The organism is Vibrio sp. 11-4(1) (assembly GCF_013048625.1).
Classification (GTDB): Bacteria; Pseudomonadota; Gammaproteobacteria; order Enterobacterales; family Vibrionaceae; genus Vibrio; species Vibrio diabolicus.
This window is the reverse complement of record NZ_VHSY01000016.1, coordinates 38,743-54,452: the sequence shown is the minus strand read 5'-3', so window position 1 is coordinate 54,452 and position 15,710 is coordinate 38,743. Positions and strand designations below refer to the sequence as shown.

12 protein-coding genes, 1 tRNA gene, 1 rRNA gene and 1 pseudogene are annotated in these 15,710 nt (G+C 46.6%); 10 read left to right on the top strand and 5 right to left on the bottom strand.

Going from position 1 to position 15,710, the window contains the following annotated elements; genetic code table 11:
- Together rrf and FKN16_RS22100 are read left to right on the top strand one after the other, a co-directional pair.
- Positions 1-116 (top strand): 5S ribosomal RNA (gene rrf / locus FKN16_RS22105).
- Between the two features lie 70 nt (positions 117-186).
- Positions 187-277 (top strand) — tRNA-Ser (locus tag FKN16_RS22100).
- A gap of 732 nt (positions 278-1,009) precedes the next feature.
- Here FKN16_RS22100 and FKN16_RS22095 read toward each other — a convergent pair.
- From FKN16_RS22095 to hemC, 4 genes are read right to left on the bottom strand one after another with little or no spacing between them, the layout of a single operon-like run.
- Positions 1,010-2,191 (bottom strand): heme biosynthesis HemY N-terminal domain-containing protein, encoded by a 1,182-nt coding sequence (locus tag FKN16_RS22095; RefSeq protein ID WP_170903542.1) that lies wholly within the window; start codon positions 2,189-2,191, stop codon positions 1,010-1,012.
- Positions 2,191-3,402, bottom strand: a complete 1,212-nt coding sequence (locus FKN16_RS22090; protein WP_005393850.1) for a uroporphyrinogen-III C-methyltransferase — start codon at positions 3,400-3,402, stop codon at positions 2,191-2,193. Before FKN16_RS22090 ends, FKN16_RS22095 begins: the two co-directional genes overlap by 1 nt.
- Positions 3,403-3,419: 17 nt before the next feature.
- On the bottom strand, positions 3,420-4,148 hold the full coding sequence (locus FKN16_RS22085) for a uroporphyrinogen-III synthase (protein ID WP_005393849.1): 729 nt from the start codon (positions 4,146-4,148) through the stop codon (positions 3,420-3,422).
- A 2-nt stretch (positions 4,149-4,150) separates the two neighbouring features.
- Positions 4,151-5,089, bottom strand: a complete 939-nt coding sequence (gene hemC / locus FKN16_RS22080; protein WP_170903541.1) for a hydroxymethylbilane synthase — start codon at positions 5,087-5,089, stop codon at positions 4,151-4,153.
- A gap of 346 nt (positions 5,090-5,435) precedes the next feature.
- Between hemC and FKN16_RS22075 the strand changes: the two genes are divergently transcribed.
- Complete coding sequence (locus FKN16_RS22075) at positions 5,436-7,964, top strand: class I adenylate cyclase (protein ID WP_170903540.1); 2,529 nt, start codon at positions 5,436-5,438, stop codon at positions 7,962-7,964.
- Between the two features lie 68 nt (positions 7,965-8,032).
- Here the strand turns inward: FKN16_RS22075 and cyaY are convergent, their stop codons facing one another.
- Positions 8,033-8,347, bottom strand: coding sequence for an iron donor protein CyaY (cyaY, locus tag FKN16_RS22070; RefSeq protein WP_012841286.1), 315 nt, complete (start codon positions 8,345-8,347; stop codon positions 8,033-8,035).
- Here cyaY and FKN16_RS22065 point away from each other — a divergent pair.
- The 7 genes and pseudogenes from FKN16_RS22065 to FKN16_RS22035 all read left to right on the top strand — a co-directional run bounded on the left by FKN16_RS22065 (position 8,327) and on the right by FKN16_RS22035 (position 15,667).
- A pseudogene (locus FKN16_RS22065) lies at positions 8,327-8,538 on the top strand (lipoprotein). The gene cyaY and the pseudogene FKN16_RS22065 sit on opposite strands and share 21 nt — an antisense overlap.
- A 61-nt stretch (positions 8,539-8,599) precedes the next feature.
- Positions 8,600-9,853: a diaminopimelate decarboxylase gene (gene lysA, locus FKN16_RS22060; RefSeq protein ID WP_170903539.1), complete on the top strand. Its 1,254-nt coding sequence runs from the start codon at positions 8,600-8,602 to the stop codon at positions 9,851-9,853.
- 10 nt (positions 9,854-9,863) lie between these two features.
- Entirely contained in the window at positions 9,864-10,694 is an 831-nt protein-coding gene (gene dapF / locus FKN16_RS22055; protein WP_006743008.1) for a diaminopimelate epimerase, read from the top strand.
- Positions 10,688-11,419: a DUF484 family protein gene (locus tag FKN16_RS22050; protein WP_006743009.1), complete on the top strand. Its 732-nt coding sequence runs from the start codon at positions 10,688-10,690 to the stop codon at positions 11,417-11,419. The genes dapF and FKN16_RS22050 overlap by 7 nt, the downstream gene beginning before the upstream one ends.
- Positions 11,385-12,317, top strand: coding sequence for a tyrosine recombinase XerC (xerC, locus tag FKN16_RS22045; protein ID WP_012841287.1), 933 nt, complete (start codon positions 11,385-11,387; stop codon positions 12,315-12,317). Before FKN16_RS22050 ends, xerC begins: the two co-directional genes overlap by 35 nt.
- An 8-nt stretch (positions 12,318-12,325) precedes the next feature.
- A complete protein-coding gene (gene yigB, locus FKN16_RS22040; protein ID WP_170903538.1) occupies positions 12,326-13,042 on the top strand; it encodes a 5-amino-6-(5-phospho-D-ribitylamino)uracil phosphatase YigB in 717 nt (238 codons plus the stop codon).
- A gap of 138 nt (positions 13,043-13,180) precedes the next feature.
- A complete protein-coding gene (locus FKN16_RS22035) occupies positions 13,181-15,667 on the top strand; it encodes an EAL domain-containing protein (protein WP_170903537.1) in 2,487 nt (828 codons plus the stop codon).
- The last annotated feature ends 43 nt before the right edge of the window (positions 15,668-15,710 follow it).

Below are 15,710 nucleotides of genomic sequence, written 5' to 3'. Positions count from 1 at the left end.
TTGGCGACCATAGCGTTTTGGACCCACCTGATTTCCATGCCGAACTCAGAAGTGAAACGAAATAGCGCCGATGGTAGTGTGGGGCTTCCCCATGTGAGAGTAGGACATCGCCAGGCTTTAAATATCGTTATTTGCATAGACAAGTAACAACATCATCAGTGTACTAATCTGTTGATGACAATTTGTGGAGAGATGGCTGAGTGGTTGAAAGCACCGGTCTTGAAAACCGGCATACGTTAATAGCGTATCTAGGGTTCAAATCCCTATCTCTCCGCCACTATTCAGAAGCCTCGCTAGAAATAGCGAGGCTTTCTTCGTTTCTGACGCTTGGAAATTCGTTAGGGACTGGAATCAATCCCTTAGCTGATCGTATCCCCGGACTAGGTATCCCTGCACTATGTCACTTGAGAAGCCTTGCTTTAAGCGCGTTCTCGCTATCCACAGGTTGTGCAGCGACAGAAGTTCATAACTTTATCTTCTAACGAGAGCCATCAAGTCTGAGTATTGGCATTCCTACCTCTAAGGGTGAAGTGTTTCTGTTAACAAGAGACTTGCCTTTACTCTATATTACGTGTGTTAGCGCTCTTCGTGTTACCTAATAGCTATTCGCTATCTTGCTCTAGTTGGTACAATAAACACGGTCTAAGTATTGTATAGGAGACAGTCCTTCATTGAAGAGAATGGAGAGTATCGGAGCTTATGTACCTATTTTTGCTTCCTGCACTATTTCAAGTTACCTGTATTTTGTTAGTAGAGCTCCTTCCTAGAAACTTATATTTGGTTGTTCGCCTTGAAGAAAGTGTGCAAGCTATTTTTTAGAGGATTTTATTGGGCTTAATGGAGTGCTGCTTGGAACGAATTAAGGAAGCTTTGCTAGGGCTTCCCAATGAAGCTCAGGCGATTGCAGGGCATTAGCTCTAGTGGATATTGCAGGTTTGTGGAGTGTTGATGAGTGACAGGCAATAAAAAAGCCGACAGTAAACTGCCGGCTTGGTTAGATGACTGCTACTTAGTCGTTCTGGACGAGCGTGAGAGCTTTACGAGAGACTTCGTGAGCGGCTTTAGTTAGATTCTGCTTCTCTAGTGTATCTGCTAGGAATGCATAATCAGAGACGTCAGAGCGAAGCTTTAAGGCGATCTCAAAGTGGTCTTGGGCTTCTTGCCACTTCTCTTGACGGAAATAGAAGTGCGCTAATGCGCTATGCGCAGCGGCGTTATCTGGCTCTTTCTTCACTACCCCCTCTAAGAAAACCACGACAGGGTGGATATCTGGCAGGTTTAGATCTGGCAGTAGTTGATAAAGCTCAGGAGCCGGTTGTTTTTTCAATGCTTCTTTTAGCACAGTAAAGGCTTCAGCATCTGCTTTCCGGGCTATCAACTCACGAGCAAAACAGGAGACTAGGTGTGTGTCTTGTTTTACTTTGCGTGCAAGGCTATTCCAATGAGAAATAAGCCCTTCGCTACCCTGTTGTTGCGCTACTTCATGGAGTAAGCCGCATTGCGCCTTTTGAATCAGCTCTGCGTGTTCTTCTTCCGTGATGAGTTTTGCTTTGGTGAGTTGTGGCAAGAGGTCAATAAGAGGTTGCCACAATTTTAGCTGCATGTACGTTGTTTTCAGCAAGTTCAATACAATCGAATTACTCGCATACTGACCTTTTAACGATTGCAAAGTATCGAAAGCAGCCTCGAACTCGTTATCGCGAATAAACTGTTTAGCACGAGTTAGCTCTACTGCAAGATGAGCATTCTCTTGCTGGCTTGCTAGCTCCAGGTAGTGATCACGTTTTGCTTTATCACCTTGACCTTGTGCAGCTTCAGACGCGACTAAGTAACAAAGTAGCGGCATATCGTGATGATTCGCCCAGCGAGTCACTTTTTTCTCGGCACCTTTCCAGTCTCCTTCAAGGAGTTTAATAATGCCTTCATTGGTGTATCGACGGGAATGGCGCATTTTGCGCACGCTGAAGTAGTTCCATGTTGTAGAACTTGCGTAAACTAGCTTTTTAATTAGGTACTCAAGTAGAAAAAGGCCTGCGAGTGCTGCGATAACGAATACGACCAATGTCGTTACGCTCATCTCGATCGTTTTCTCAGCGATGGAGATGAGTACATAGCCTTGCTGACCAGAAAATTGAGTGCCAACAAATAGTCCTGCACCTAGTACAACAAATAGGAAAATAAGACGAAACATTACTTATCCTCCATACCTGTCATCGTTGTGACTTCGCGACGTAGGCGCTCACGGATGACATCTGATAGTTGAGACTGACTTTGCAGTTTCGTTGGGTATTCCACTTGAATGTTTTGCTGGCTTAACTGGTTAACAGTTTTGTTGAACTCTTTAACGGAATTATCGTCTTGGTTGAAGAAAGCTAATGCCCATTTATCGGCCGTTTTTAGAGACGTGGTGTAAATTTCACCTTGCTCTTGGTACACCGCTTTTATTGCGGTCTCCAATTTGGCTTTGATGTTTTCTTTTAGGTAAAAGTGTTGCTCAGGAGAAAGCAGTGGAATGACGTTACCATCGCGCGTGCGGAACGTAATGAAGTTTTCTGAAAAGTCCTTCAGAGAGGTCATTAAGTTATCTTGCCAGTTTGCAATATCTTCAGACACTTCAGTGTTCTCTACGACTTCTGCTTCTGGGAGTAGTGCATTGGCGAGTGGTAGCTTGTCTACTTGCTGTTGCAGAGCAGTTAAGCGTAGTACCAATCCATCACGGTCAATCAGCGGGATAGTACGAAGTTTGGTGATATCGTTCGCCATTGCTTTACGTAGTTTGACGAGGCTAGGGTCATTCAGTGCGGCAATGCGTTGATCAGCACTTTCCATTAGTTGAGTTGCGCTTTCTACGTCATGCTCTAAGAACAGTTTACGACCTGCTAATTTGACGAGGTAATCGGCTTCAGCAAGTAGCCAGTCGTTTGGTCGGCGACCTTTCACATCGGCAACGGCAAGCTGTAAGCTTTCAATGCTCTTTTGTTGCTGTCCCAGTACCACTTCCGCTTTGTGTGTCACGGTCGTTGCTTTCTCGATGGTTTCTTCTTGTACCCGGCTGAGCTCTTGCTTCATGGAAGCTTGAGTGCTTTCTAGCTGACTTTTTAGTTGGGCGATCTGCGCTTGGTAATCGGCTTGCTGCTGATGCAGCTTGTACGCGAGGCCACCGCCAAAAATAATCGATAAGATGATAGCGACTGTGCCTAGTTTTACTCCGCGCTTGCCTTGTTTTTCTTCAAATTCGACTTTGGCTGGCTCGGCTGTTTTTGGGGGCTCGGCCACTTTTGGCTGTTCTTTTTTAGGGGCCGCATCCTGCTGTGATGTGCTTTTTTCGGCTAGCGGTGCCGATGAGGTTTCTTCGGAAAGGTTTTTATCGTTATTTTTTTGGTCGTTATTTTTACTTGTCATGCCTATATCCTGTGTAGCTAGGGCTGGAGAGCCGCCAGTAATTCTTGGTTGGATGCGCTTCCCGTGCATCTCACCCGAGAGAACCCCCTTTGAAGTGCGATGTCAGCGATACGCTGACTGGGGATATACAACTCTTGTTGATTAAGCCAAGTCAATTGCTCTGACGTCAATTGGCTGCACAAATAATCCAGTTGCTCACCACTGGTGACGATGATCTGGTCAATTTGTAGGGTTTTCCATAGTGAGACACAGCTTACTGGATCGAATGGGATGAATTCTCTCTTGTAAGTCTCACTATAGTGAACTTTTGCGCCACGTCTCACCAATGCATCTTTGATCAGCTCTCTTCCACCGTTCCCACGAAGGATAAGAACCTGTTGTTGGGCAACATTATTGAGCTCTGGCAGTCGCAATAAATGTTCACTATCACTGACTTGGGGATAGTGTACTTTCTGTTGGGTACATTTGCTTAAATAGTGTGCTGTTTTTTGACCAACGGCAAGGTAAATGGCTTGTTTCGGCCATGATGTCTCGTTGCTGGCTAAGATTTGCTGTGCACATTGCACGGCATGTCGACTAACAGCGATAACAATTTGAGCTTGATGCAGGTGTTTAGAGAGGTGCGTGTCCGTGAGATCGGCGACAATGTCGATCAGAGGATGGTGATGTGCAGAAATGCCGTGCCTTTCGAGCAGAGAGCAAAGCGCGCTGCCTTGCTCTCCCGGCCGAGTGACCAACACTGCCATGATTATTCGTGATCTGCGTACAGCTTAGTTAGGATTTCACGAGCGCCGTTATCCAGTAGTTCATTGGCTAACTGCACTCCTAACGTTTCGCCGTCTTTACGATGGCCACGGATTTCACCACGAACAATTTCGCTGCCATCTGGTTCGCCAACTAATGCGCGTAGCCAAATGTTATCGCCATCTAGCAGGGCATAGCTGCCGATAGGTACCTGACAGCCGCCTTCTAGCGTCAGGTTCATTGCGCGCTCACACAAAACGCGGTCTACGGTGTCTTGGTGGTTAAGTGGCTCAAGTAGCTTAAGCAGCCTTTCATCGTCAAGGCGGCACTCAATACCGACAGCACCTTGGCCTACCGCAGGTAATGATTGCTCTGGCTCGATAAAGCTACGAATGCGTTCTTCAAGCTTCAATCGTTTAAGGCCAGCCGCAGCAAGAATTATCGCATCGTATTCACCCGCATCTAGTTTACCAAGGCGAGTGCCCACATTACCGCGAAGCTCTTTAATGATGATGTCTGGACGATATTCTTTCAGTTGGCATTGACGGCGCAAACTGCAAGTACCAACCACGGCACCTTGAGGGAGTTCATCAATGTTGCTATAGGTATTGGAGGCGAAAGCATCACGAGGGTCTTCACGTTCACAAATGGTCACGAGGCCAAGACCTTCCGGGAAATCGACGGGCACGTCCTTCATTGAGTGAACGGCAAGGTCTGCACGGCCTTCTAGCATTGCGACTTCAAGCTCTTTTACGAATAAGCCTTTGCCGCCAACTTTTGCTAGCGGTGTATCTAAAATCACGTCACCTTTGGTCACCATGGTTACTAACTCGACTTCCAAACCAGGGTGAGCGGCTTGAAGGGCGTCTTTGACAAAGTAAGCTTGCCATAAAGCAAGAGGGCTTTTTCGAGTTGCAATGCGAATAGGTGTGGATTGTGTCATGATCTTCTCAATGCTGTTTGGATTTGGGTTTATCCTACCATTCTCATCAAGAAATGCTTACTGTTAGTTCGTTATCTCTGAGGGCTATGAATGGAATTACATGACGTTATGAAAATAGTGTGACTGGATTCTCAATTAGACTAAGGACTATTATTAGTAATAGGTAATAAGAGCGACACTACCGCGCGATTAATTTTGTGACTAAAGTATGGTTTTGCATCCTGAGTGGTGCGTGGGCGTGAAACTTTACCCGCACCAATAAAAGTGTTAAATTGATCACGTTTTTAGGCCGTTTTGGTTTAAAACGTCAGCAGATTTTCGTGATTGTTCAACCAAGGAATTCCCCTTGCAGGCTTACACCCAAAAAATCATTCAGCGACTAGATAATTTGAATCAGCAGCGAGTTGATCGCGCTCTGGCGCTTATGGATTCGCAAAGCCAGCAAGTCTTCAACTTGATTCCTGCCTTGTTGAACTACAACCACCCTGTGATTCCTGGCTATTACGATGCAGATGTCCCGTTTGGTGTACATGGGCTGGCGCTAAATAGCATTCAGCAGCAATTCATTGATGACATTCAACTTGCGATTGGTCAGCCACTTAAGACGGCAGAGAAACCGGCTATCTTGGGCTTATACACCATGGGCAGTACCTCATCGATTGGTCAAAGTACTTCTAGTGATTTAGATATTTGGGTGTGTATTTCGCCAGATATGGATTGTGACGAGCGAGAATTACTGACCAATAAATGCTTGCTGATCACCGACTGGGCACAAAGCCAAGGGGTGGAGGCGAACTTCTTCTTAATGGATGAAGAACGCTTTAGAAGCAACCATTCTGAAGAGATGACAGGTGATAACTGTGGCTCATCTCAGCATTTACTTTTGCTTGATGAATTCTATCGCAGCGCGGTGCGTATTGCTGGACAGCGTTTATTATGGCAAATAGTGCCGCCAGAAATGGAAGAGTGTTACGACGAGTACGTTTCTCAATTGTGCAGTGAAGGTTACATTGACTGTAGTGAATGGATCGACTTTGGCAAATTGAACCGCATTCCTGCTGAAGAGTACTTCGGCTCGAACTTGTGGCAGCTATACAAAAGTATCGATTCTCCCTACAAATCGGTATTAAAAGCCATTCTGCTTGAAGCTTATTCGTGGGAATACCCGCATACGCAACTGCTAAGCATCGACACCAAACGTCGTTTCTTTGCCCATGAGCCAGATCTCTACGGTATGGATGCGTACTACTTAATGCTGGAAAAAGTGACTCGCTATTTAGAGCGAATCCAAGACGACACTCGTTTGGATTTGGTGCGCCGTTGCTTCTATCTCAAAACCCATGAAAAGTTGTCGCGTGAACCGGATGTTGGTTCAGTGGCTTGGCGCCGTGAAGCGCTGAGCGACATGATTGCAAAATGGGATTGGGATGCCAGCGTTGTTGCTGAGCTCGATGATCGCCGCAACTGGAAAGTCGAACAGGTAAAAGTGGTGCATCATGCGTTGCTGGATGCGTTGATGCAGAGCTACCGTAATTTGATTCAATTTGCGCGTCGCAACGACATTACCTCCGCTATCAGCCCGCAAGACATCAGTATTTTGGCTCGTAAGCTTTACGCCGCTTTTGAAGTATTGCCGGGCAAAGTGACGTTGCTCAACCCACAGATTTCCCCTGATTTGCATGAACCGGATTTAAGCTTCATCGAAGTGAAAGATGGTGGTGTGAACAAGTCTGGTTGGTATCTCTATAAACAACCTCTGATCGCGCACCGCATTTTGGGGCAGCCATACTTAGAACATCATGAATACTTGAGCAAGTTAGTCTCTTGGGCATTCTTTAATGGTTTAATCACCGAGTCGACTCGTTTGCACGCGGTGGTGCGTGAAGCGCAACTGGATATCGATAAGTTCTACCAAATGGTGAGCGACTTACGAAATACCTTTGCGCTGCGTAAGCGCCGTCCGACGATGCAGGCATTAGCGAGCCCATGTGAGATCAGCCAGCTAGCGATGTTCATCAACTTTGAAAATGATCCTACGTCAGAGCTTTCGGGCCGTTCACTGAAAGTGGATGTGAAAAATACCGATATCTTCAGTTTTGGTCCGGAACATAAAAACTTAGTCGGCAGTGTCGACTTGGTTTACCGTAACTCCTGGCATGAAGTGCGTACGCTGCATTTCAAAGGGGAAACGGCGATGCTGGACGCACTGAAAACTATTCTGGGCAAAATGCACCAAGACGCGTTGCCACCAGAGTCGGTGGATGTGTTCTGTTATGCGAAGAACATGCGTGGTGTTATGCGTAATATGGTCTACCAGCTTTTAGCGGAATGTATCGACTTACGCTTGAAGCCAGTAGAGCAAGAAAAACGTCGCCGCTTTAAAGCGATGCGCCTTGGTAACCAAACTTACGGGCTGTTCTTTGAACGTCGTGGTGTGTCGGTGCAGAAGTTAGAAAACTCCATTGATTTCTATCGCAGCATTTCTACTAACAAACTTAAAGGCTCGCCGCTATTAATGCTCGATCGTGAGCAAGAGTATCAAATGCCAGAAGCGGTGGATGGTTTTGCCAGTGAAGGTCTGGTGCAATTCTTCTTTGAAGATAATGAAGATGGCTTCAATATTTATGTGTTGGATGAGTCAAACCAAGTTGAAGTGTATCACCAATTCAGTGGCTCTAAAGACGAGATGATTTCGTCTGTGAACAGCTTTTACACATCCGTAAAAGATGACAGTCGTGTTGCGTCGAAATTTATCAACTTTAACCTGCCGCAGTACTACCAGATTATCCATCCTGAAGAGGGCAATGCTTATATCATCCCTTATCGTAATGATGGTTGCTCGCCGCATCGTCCGACGAAAGCGGTGAACGCGTAATTAAACCCGTATCAATAAACAAAAAGAGCACTTCGGTGCTCTTTTTTTTGGGTGACGATTGACGGACATTATGCCCAATCAATGGCTTCGCCCGCGTGCTTTTCACACTCTTGCTTCACCATTTCAAATAGCTCCATGCCCGTTTTTGAGCAGGTCCATTTATCTTCAATAAGCTTGAAGTGGAAACCACCAGATTTGGACGCTAGCCAGATCTCATGCATCGGCTCTTGGCGGTTAATGATGATTTGGCTGCGGTCTTCAAATTCCAATGTCATTACGTTGCCAGTGACTTCGTAATCAATGTCTGCGCCTGAATCATCGATGGATTCTTCGATGATTTGCATCTGTGCATCCACCAGTTGATGAAATTCAGTATCGTTCATCCGTCTATCCTATTGCTTTTCCTGAGTGTGGTGCGATTATAGGGGGCATTGATTCAATAATCACGATATGCGAAATGAAAAAATTAGTTACTGTGTTGTTTGTGATGGTTGCCGCGACGTTAGCGGGATGTGGCCAGTCTGGCTCACTATACATTCCAGATGACACTCAACAGAATGAGCAATCACAATAAATAACCGCGCCTTAGGGTGAAATTAGGGTTCAGCAGTCGAATAAAATAAGGGAAGCGAATTTTGGATTACTTCAACTATCAGGATGATGGCCAGCTTTGGGCCGAAGACGTCCCACTTCAAGCTCTTGCAGAGCAATATGGCACTCCTCTTTACGTATATTCTCGAGCCACGCTAGAGCGCCACTGGAAGGCGTTTGATAGTGCTGTGGGTCAACATCCTCATCTAGTTTGCTACGCGGTGAAAGCGAACTCAAACCTAGGCGTATTGAACGCACTGGCGCGTTTGGGTTCGGGCTTTGATATCGTATCAGGTGGTGAACTTGAGCGTGTGATTGCCGCAGGCGGTGATCCGAAGAAAGTCGTTTTTTCTGGTGTTGGGAAAACACCTGCAGAAATGAAGCGTGCTCTTGAGCTGGGTATCAAATGTTTCAACGTTGAATCTGAGCCCGAGCTAGAACGTTTGAATAAGGTTGCGGGTGAGCTTGGTGTGATTGTGCCCATTTCTCTGCGTATCAATCCAGATGTCGACGCGAAAACACACCCTTACATTTCGACTGGTCTTCGCGACAATAAATTCGGCATTGCATTTGATCGTGCGCCAGATGTTTATAAATTCGCGCAAAGCCTGCCGAACTTGAATGTGCAAGGTATCGACTGCCACATTGGTTCTCAGCTGACCAATATCGACCCATTTATCGACGCGACAGACCGTTTATTAGCCTTGATTGATGATTTAAAAGCGCAAGGCATTAACATTCGTCACCTTGATGTCGGCGGCGGTTTAGGTGTGGTCTATCGTGATGAATTACCACCTCAGCCTTCAGATTACGCCAAAGCGTTACTTGGTCGTCTTGAAAATCACCAAGACTTGGAGCTGATTTTTGAGCCGGGCCGAGCAATTGCTGCGAATGCAGGTATCTTGCTAACGCGTGTTGAGTTTTTAAAACATACTGAGCACAAGAACTTTGCCATCATCGATGCGGCAATGAACGACTTGATGCGTCCTGCACTATACCAAGCATGGCAAGATATCGTGCCAGTTTCGCCGCGCACGGGTGAAGCACAGACTTACGATTTGGTTGGCCCTATTTGTGAAACCGGCGACTTCTTGGGTAAAGATCGCGCACTCGTTTTGCAAGAAGGTGATCTACTCGCGGTTCGTTCAGCAGGTGCCTATGGTTTTGTGATGTCTTCGAACTACAATACTCGTACCCGAGCGGCAGAAGTAATGGTGGATGGTAAACAAAGCCACTTAGTTCGCCAGCGTGAGGAGCTGACCAGTTTGTGGCAGCTGGAACAGATTCTACCGGAGTAACACACAACAAATGCATTTCCACTTTTCCAAAATGCACGGTTTGGGCAACGACTTCATGGTCGTCGACTGTATTACCCAGAACGTGTTTTTCTCGCAAGACCTGATCCGCCGTTTGGCGGATCGTCATACCGGCGTTGGTTTTGACCAATTGCTCGTGGTAGAAGCCCCTTACGACCCTGAAACTGATTTCCATTATCGGATTTTCAATGCCGATGGTAGTGAAGTCGAGCAGTGCGGGAATGGCGCGCGCTGCTTCGCGCGCTTTGTTCGCTTAAAAGGGTTGACCAATAAATACAGCATCAGCGTAAGCACCAAAAAAGGAAAGATGATTCTCAACATCGAAGATGATGGAGAAGTGACGGTCAACATGGGTGTGCCAGAGTTTGAGCCGAACAAAATTCCTTTCAAAGCCAAGCAAAAAGAGAAAACCTACATCATGCGCGCTGGTGAAAAAACGTTGTTCTGTGGCGCGGTAAGCATGGGTAACCCGCATGTGGTGACGGTGGTCGATGACGTGGATACTGCTGATGTCGATACATTAGGTCCGCTGCTTGAGTCGCACGAGCGTTTCCCAGAGCGCGTCAACGCTGGCTTCATGCAGGTGGTGAGTCGTGACCATATTCGTCTTCGAGTTTACGAGCGAGGCGCAGGTGAAACACAAGCTTGTGGTAGTGGCGCATGCGCGGCGGTAGCGGTAGGGATTCTTCAGGGTCTGCTGGACGAAAACGTTAAGGTTTCTCTACCAGGTGGTGAACTGCGAATTGCGTGGCAAGGTCCGGGTAAGCCGTTGTTTATGACCGGACCTACAACGCATGTATTTGATGGTCAATTGTCTTGCTAGTAGAAGAAAAAGGAAACGGTTTGTCTCAAGTAGAAGCAGATGCCTTAACGGCTGAAGTGGTGGCCGAGTACCTCAAAGATCATCCCGATTTTTTTGTGCAGCGTCCGGAGCTTGTGGATCGTCTATCTTTCCCACACTCAGACTTGGGTGCGGTGTCTTTGGTGCACATACAAATGAATCGCCAACGTCAGCGCATTGAAGAGTTAGAGGAAGAGATCACCACACTGATGTCGCTTGCGGCGAACAACGATCGCACCTTTTATGAATTTATGGATTTGCAGGGGCAGATTCTAAAGTGTGGTGACTTTAAACAAGTCATTCATTCTATTGAAGAGAAAGCTAAAGCACTTGGCTTACGCGCGTTTGTTCGACTGTTTAGTCAATGCGACGCATCTATTCAATTGAGTAAAGAAAGTTATCAACGTTTTGCGACCACTCACTTAAATGGCAAAGACGCGTACTTAGGACGTCTTCGCAAAGTGGATCGTGAAGCTTTGTTTGGCAATATGGATGTGCCGGAAATGGGGTCCTATGTGGTACTGCCGCTCGTGAAACAGCAAACACTGGGCGTGCTTGCTTTTTCTAGTGAAGATGGCGGCCATTTTCAGCCAGATATGGATACCTTGTTTTTGCGTCACCTATCATTAGTAGTGGCACATCTCGCTCAAACATTGGTATGGCAAAGTTACGATGACGACAACTCCCAACACTCCTCTGCCAAATAGTCTGCAAAAGCCTCTTGAGCGCTTCTATGAATTCTTACGAAGCGAAAAGGGGCTCAGCCTACATACTCAACGCAATTACAAACAGCAGCTAGAAACCATGGCGCAGCACTTGGCTGAAATGGGACTTAAAGATTGGTCTCAAGTGGATGCAGGCTGGGTGCGCCAATTAGCAGGTAAGGGCATGCGGGAAGGCATGAAAGCCAGCAGTTTAGCGACGCGCCTCTCATCGCTGCGTAGCTTTTTCGATTTCCTTATTCTGCGTGGCGAGATGTCAGCTAACCCTGCCAAAGGGGTTTCAGCGCCACGTAAAAAGCGCCCGTTGCCGAAAAACCTCGATGTTGATGAAGTGAGCCAACTGCTTGAGGTCAACGAAGACGACCCGTTGGCTGTGCGTGATCGCGCCATGATGGAGCTGATGTATGGTGCTGGCTTGCGTTTGGCTGAGTTGGTGAGTGTGGATGTACGTGATGTACAACTGCGCAGTGGCGAGCTTCGTGTTATCGGTAAAGGCGACAAAGAACGTAAAGTACCATTCTCTGGAATGGCAACTGAATGGGTTGCCAAGTGGTTGAAAGTCAGGGGCGATCTTGCTGCGCCAGGTGAACCTGCCTTGTTTGTGTCTAAACTCGGAACGCGTATTTCGCACCGTAGCGTGCAAAAACGTATGGCAGAATGGGGACAGAAACAGTCAGTGGCGAGCCATATTAGTCCGCATAAATTGCGTCACTCGTTTGCGACACATATGCTCGAATCCAGCAATAACTTACGTGCGGTGCAAGAGCTTTTAGGACACGAGAACATTTCGACGACCCAAATCTACACGCACTTGGATTTCCAACATTTAGCGCAAGCCTACGACCAAGCCCACCCACGCGCACGTAAAAAGAACGGGGAGTGAGCCGAAGTATGAAATTTTATCGCCGTATCGAGCCTATTAAGGCCATGACCTTCGATCTTGATGACACGCTGTATGACAATTACCCGGTGATTATCCGTATGGAGCGTGAGTTGCTAGCTTGGTTGCAGCAAACACATCCTGCCGTGGCGCACATGGATAAGGCTGATTGGATGCAGGTAAAAAAACATGTGCTCCAGCAGAGACCGGATCTCAGAAGCGATGTGACGCTTTGGCGTTTAGTGCAGCTAAAGCATGGTTTTCTTTCAGTTGGCTATGATGAAGCGCAAGCTCAAGCCGCAGCTGAAGAGGGTGTGCAGCTCGCTTTGGATTGGCGCAGTCAGTTTGAAGTGCCCCAATCAAGCTTAGATGTTTTGACACAATTGGGAGAGCGAGTTCCGCTCGTGGCGATCACAAACGGCAACGTCGATTTAGATAAAATTGGCTTAACGCCGTATTTTCAATGTGTGCTCAAAGCGGGGCCTGATGGGTTAGCGAAACCCGCCACCGATATGTTTACTAAGGCGAAACGGTTCTTGGATATTCCAGCAGAGAATATTCTGCATGTCGGTGATCACCTAACCACAGATGTGCATGGTGCCAAGTCGGCTGGTTTTGCGGCTTGTTGGTTCAATGATATGAATAAAAATGTCATTAGCCATTCAAAAACACGTACTTTACCTGATATTGAAATCAATAGTTTGCAGCCGTTACTCACACTTTTTTAATTGCTTTCGCATTAATCCATTCTAATCTCATTTTGTGTCTAGAAAAGCAGCGTAAAGCCACGTAAATTATTAACTATTAAGTAAAAAGAGTAACGCCACACGTCGTGGTGAAGATAGTGTTACGGCAGTGGTAGGTGCATGCGAGCTTTTTCAAAACTGGTTCATGATGTCAGTCAGTTAAATGACTTTTTAGTCACTTCTCAGTTCTCTTCAAGTAAACAATATTTGGTGCAAATATTGTCGACTCAATCACGCGACTTTACGACCACACTTGCGGACGCTGTTTTATTGTTGCTGCCGAATGCTCATGTCATGGGGCATAGTACGCGTAATGTCATTCTGGAGGGGGAGATATTTACCTCTGGCTGCCTGATCAGTGTGACTGAGTTCGAACAAACCACGCTTACTTCTGCCGTCCAAACCTACTCTTACTCCCCCGATATTGATGGTGGAGAGCTCAAACGCTCGCTTCTGTTGCAGCACAATTCGCAAGTGATCCTCAGCTTTGCTGTGCAAATTGAACGACGTGACTATCCCTTGTTTCAAACGTTCGCTAGTGAAGAAGTCGTGATCTCTGGAGGGTTGGCACAGAGTATTGATGATGGCTGTTGGGTGCTATATCAAAACCGAGTTTACGATAATGCCGTGGTCGCCGTAGCTTTGCACAGCAATACCTTGAAGCTATGGACGGATGCGTATTCGGAATGGAACCCGATTGGCATGCCACATAAAGTCACCCATGCAAAAGGAACGCGCTTGTATTGCTTAGGTGAACAGAAAGCACTGGACGTATACAAGCGTTATTTGGCGGATGGCCATGATGTGACGCTGAGTCAACTGCTCAGCTTTCCTTTGTATCGAGAAAGCTTGGGGCGCAAGGAAGTTTGTACGGTAACGGAGCTGCACGCTGATGGCAGTATGAGTTTCGACAGGCCTTGGTGTCTTGGTGACGAAGTACAATTTTGCTATAACCACCCCTCATTAACGCTCGAACAGGTGCGACATGGTGTGGTTGAGTTAGCCATGCACCAACCTGAAGTCGTGATGATTTTTAACTGCGCGTCACGGTTAGACTTTATTGACAGCAGCGACGAAGTCCAAGCCTTCAAAGATATCGCGACGACGTTTGGTAGTTATTGTATGGGGGAACTGCATGGCGGTATTGGACAGCCAGAAATTCTTCATCACAGTCTGACGTATTTAGCGATGCGAGAGGGAGATGAAGTACAAGCATTGAACTTGCCTAAGTCGCCCGTTAGCTCCTCTATTTCACCATTGTTTAGCTTGATTCGAAATGCGATTGGCGACCTCAACCATATGAACGCGCATATGGGGTATCAACTCGATCGCCAAACGCGCAAGTTACAAGAAAGCTATCGGCGAGATAGTCGCACTGGATTACAAAACCGAGTCGCGCTGCAAGAGCGGCTGAGTAGCATTGATTTGGATGAGCACTTGCTGACTCTAAAGCTACTTAACTTCAGCCATATCAATGAAAAATACGGTTATAGAGTAGGGGATCAGCTACTTAAAGACCTCTCAATGCATTTTACGAATCGACTGCGAAAGCGTTTTGGCATGCCAACGGCTTTGCAGCTTTATAGTATTGGGGTTGGTGAGTGGGCGTTCATATTTAAAGCTGACCAAAGCAGCGAAACCATCAAACAGCACTTTACTCGTTTTGCCGACGCGGTAGAGCAAACTAATTTTGAGCCAATTGGTCTGCGCGAAATAGATTATCTTTCTATCTCGCTGTGCGGTGGCTTAGTGAGTCGTCGAGATTTTCCATCAGCTTCTGCGGATGAGCTATTGCTCAAAGGCATTGAAGCGAGGCGTTCCGGTGTGCGCAGTAATACCCATATCTGCAATGCGAAAGACATCGAAGTCAGTGAGGATGTACGTAAAGAGCAACTTGGATGGTTGAGTTGCGTCAGTAAAGCCATTCTCAAACAGAACATCATCACCTATAGCCAGCCGATAGTGCATGCGGATAGCCATAAATTGGCAAGCCAAGAATGTTTGGTTCGCATTTTAGAGGAGGATGGAACGGTGATTGCGCCAGGGCGCTTCCTGCCTATTATTTCCGATACGCATCTTTATACTCGATTGAGTCGGCACATGATCCATTCTACGTTACATTACATGCGAGATAAGCAAGGTGACTTTTCTATTAACTTGTCGCCGCAAGATTTGCTTAGTGATAAAACTTTAATGCTTTTAGAGCATGAAATTTGTCAGCTCAATGACCCTAGGCGAATTGGTTTGGAAGTGTTGGAATCTGAGCAAATCAAAGACTACGGTCGAATGATCGAAGTATGCAGTCATTTCAGAAGCTTAGGAGCGCGTATCATTGTTGATGATTTTGGCTCAGGCTATTCCAATATTGATGAAATCCTAAAGCTGGAGCCGGAAGTCATAAAGCTCGATGGCAGCTTGATCCGTGATATCGATAAAGACTTAAAGCAGCGCAAAATAGCTTCTCAGTTGGTGCGTTTATGTCAGGTGTTTAACGCGGAGACGGTGGCGGAGTTTGTCCACAATCGAGAGGTGTGTAAAATCGCGCAGGATATGGGCGTCGACTATCTGCAAGGCTACTACTTGGGTGAACCTACGCGTTTGTTTTAGTTGTGTTTCACGTGAAACCATTCCAATAAAAAAACGCAGCCTT

What these genes read in the sequence shown, in the direction of transcription:
- FKN16_RS22095 (WP_170903542.1), bottom strand. Translation starts at nt 2,191, where the DNA reads ATGTTTCGTCTTATTTTCCTATTTGTTGTACTAGGTGCAGGACTATTT.
- FKN16_RS22090 (WP_005393850.1), bottom strand. Translation starts at nt 3,402, where the DNA reads ATGACAAGTAAAAATAACGACCAAAAAAATAACGATAAAAACCTTTCC.
- FKN16_RS22085 (WP_005393849.1), bottom strand. Translation starts at nt 4,148, where the DNA reads ATGGCAGTGTTGGTCACTCGGCCGGGAGAGCAAGGCAGCGCGCTTTGC.
- hemC (WP_170903541.1), bottom strand. Translation starts at nt 5,089, where the DNA reads ATGACACAATCCACACCTATTCGCATTGCAACTCGAAAAAGCCCTCTT.
- cyaY (WP_012841286.1), bottom strand. Translation starts at nt 8,347, where the DNA reads ATGAACGATACTGAATTTCATCAACTGGTGGATGCACAGATGCAAATC.
- dapF (WP_006743008.1), top strand. Translation starts at nt 9,864, where the DNA reads ATGCATTTCCACTTTTCCAAAATGCACGGTTTGGGCAACGACTTCATG.
- xerC (WP_012841287.1), top strand. Translation starts at nt 11,385, where the DNA reads ATGACGACAACTCCCAACACTCCTCTGCCAAATAGTCTGCAAAAGCCT.
- yigB (WP_170903538.1), top strand. Translation starts at nt 12,326, where the DNA reads ATGAAATTTTATCGCCGTATCGAGCCTATTAAGGCCATGACCTTCGAT.
- FKN16_RS22035 (WP_170903537.1), top strand. Translation starts at nt 13,181, where the DNA reads ATGCGAGCTTTTTCAAAACTGGTTCATGATGTCAGTCAGTTAAATGAC.